Origin of the sequence: Pseudoalteromonas sp. SR45-5 (assembly GCF_014163565.1) — a bacterium.
GTDB lineage: Bacteria > Pseudomonadota > Gammaproteobacteria > Enterobacterales > Alteromonadaceae > Pseudoalteromonas > Pseudoalteromonas distincta.
In genome coordinates this window covers 1-1,910 of the sequence record NZ_JACJDN010000709.1, presented here as the reverse complement: position 1 = coordinate 1,910, position 1,910 = coordinate 1, and the positions used below count along the sequence as shown (strand labels likewise).

Sequence of the window (1,910 nt, the reverse complement as noted above, 5' to 3'; positions counted from 1 at the left end):
ACGTTTAAGATTTAAAAAACTGCATTGATTTGGTTAAATCATTAGATAAGCGACTTAATTGCTGTGCATCTTGTAGCGTTGATTGAGCCGATGTTAGCGTTTGATCTGCTAAATTACTCACTTCTTGCGAATCATTTAATGCTTGTGTTGTTGCATTTGATTGCTGTTTAACACGCTCTGCAATTACTTCACCTTGATGTTTAATATCGCCCATACTTTGCTCTGCACTTTGCAATACTTCATTGGTTTGATTGGCTGCTTTTACTGATTGCTCCATTTTTTCAACACTTGAGCGCATTTTTTGCTGAGTGTCGTCAGATGCTTGTTGTAAAGAGCTAATAATTTGATGTATTTCTTGGGTTTGTGTTTGTGTACGCTGAGCAAGTGTTCTTACCTCATCAGCTACAACGGCAAATCCACGGCCATGCTCGCCGGCTCGCGCGGCTTCAATAGCGGCATTAAGTGCAAGCAAGTTTGTTTGATCGGCTATTTCACTGATCCCTTTACTTACTTTACTAATTTCTTGGCTATCTTGTGCTAGTTTATCGAGTGCTTGTTGGCTCTCTGCAAATTCAATTTGTAGATCTTGCATATATTTAGCAAGCTCCATTGTATTGTCTGAACCTTGTTTTACATGTGCAGCAGCATCTTGCGCGGTAAGCGTTGCTTGATGGGCTGACTCTTCAACTGCAAGTGCGTTTTGAGCCATTTCGCTTAGTGCATTATAAATGGCATTTACTCGAGTTTGCTGTTTTGAAACATCATTGCTTGTTTGGCTACTCGCATGCGATAGCGATTTAGTTGCGCCGCATAGCTCTTCTGTACTTGCTTTAACATCAAATAATAAGTGTGAAAATGCATTAAGTAATGCGTTGTAGCGCGATGCAATAATACCCATTTCATCATTGGTGCTTGAATCAATCGTTGCATTTAAGTCGCCATTCGCGGCTCTATTCGCCGCATCAGCAAAGCGATTAATGGTATCAACAACCGCAAAATAAAAACCAATCATTAAATAAAATGCAAATAACAAACTAATCAATGAAGCAGCTAAAACAAGATTTCGTGTCCACTGTTGAGTTTGTAGTTTTGCCTCTATAAGGCTCTCAAGTGTTGGAATGCTCTTACTAACAAGTTGATTAATACTACTGTGAACGTTGTTTGTTAGCTTATTGAACTCTGCTTGAGTTAATAGAATATCGTCTGGCTCAAGTAGTTTTTCATCTATCGCTTTTTTAAATGCACCCACAGCACTGTGTAAACTAGTTAAAGGAGGCATGAGCGCTTTATTTACTGATTTATCTGCATTGGTGGCTACATTGAGTATTTTATCTAGTTGTTTTTCGTACAAAGGAAGTGATTTACTAAAATTTGAAAGCGCTATAAAGGTATCGGGCGTAAAACGATTACTTGCCAAAACAGTGTTTGCGCTTTGCGCTGTTGAGTTTATTTGCATTATAAGTGCAGGAATCGGCGTGACTAAAGAGCGGTTTACATAAGCACTGGCTAACTGGCTATCTAATGCTAGGTTTGACTGAATAGAAACAAGTTCGAGTACTTCATTGGCTTGTGTGTCTTTTATGTCAAAGCCGAGTGAGCGAGCTATTTTTATATTTTGATTCGTATCTCCCTGCATTTGATTTGAAAGTATAGCTCTGTAGCCTTTTAAGCCTTGCTGCTGCATTTTTGAAACAACGATACTTTCACTTAATAGCGAGACTAAAAAAAACAAACTAAGTGATAGAGGAACGAGTAAAATTCCAAACATTAAGCTGATTTTAGTTTTGTATTTTAAATTTGCCATTAGCTGGATAGCGGGAAAAGAAAATTGGCGTAATCCTGACATAAGGCTCTCTTGTATTTTTTGTAATAGAGTAAAGGTGAATAGACCTTGTTATGCTTAATTATCA

1 protein-coding gene is annotated in these 1,910 nt (G+C 38.0%); it reads right to left on the bottom strand.

All coding sequences use genetic code 11. The features are described from left to right. Window positions 1-4: 4 nt before the first annotated feature. Window positions 5-1,846 (bottom strand): methyl-accepting chemotaxis protein, encoded by a 1,842-nt coding sequence (locus tag H5072_RS18270; protein ID WP_182694363.1) that lies wholly within the window; start codon window positions 1,844-1,846, stop codon window positions 5-7. Window positions 1,847-1,910 lie beyond the last annotated feature (64 nt).